1 protein-coding gene is annotated in these 231 nt (G+C 47.2%); it reads left to right on the top strand.

Annotated features, from left to right (window positions below):
* Positions 1-202: hypothetical protein (locus IEQ44_RS17535; RefSeq protein ID WP_227487735.1), on the top strand; the 202-nt coding region annotated here is incomplete at its 5' end.
* Positions 203-231 lie beyond the last annotated feature (29 nt).

Raw genomic sequence — 231 nt, 5'->3', positions numbered from 1 at the left:
AAACATGCAAAGATGGCCAAGTGTTAGCACAGAAGATTTGCATTTGGCAAAACCGCACACACTGTTAGCCTTCACCGCAGCATTTATGAGCGTGTCAAAGTCACAATCCACAGTGGCGGCAGCAGCAATGGCACAGGGACCTGCTTTGGTGCGGTTCTTTGCTTTAGCTGACTTGGTCTTCTTAGAAGATTGGACCGTGTGAACACTAATGTTACCCTGTTGTTCCTTTTG

It is taken from the genome of Nocardioides malaquae, assembly GCF_015070385.1.
In the GTDB taxonomy this organism is placed as follows: Bacteria; Actinomycetota; Actinomycetes; order Propionibacteriales; family Nocardioidaceae; genus Nocardioides; species Nocardioides malaquae.
This window is presented reverse-complemented; position numbering and strand designations above follow the sequence as displayed.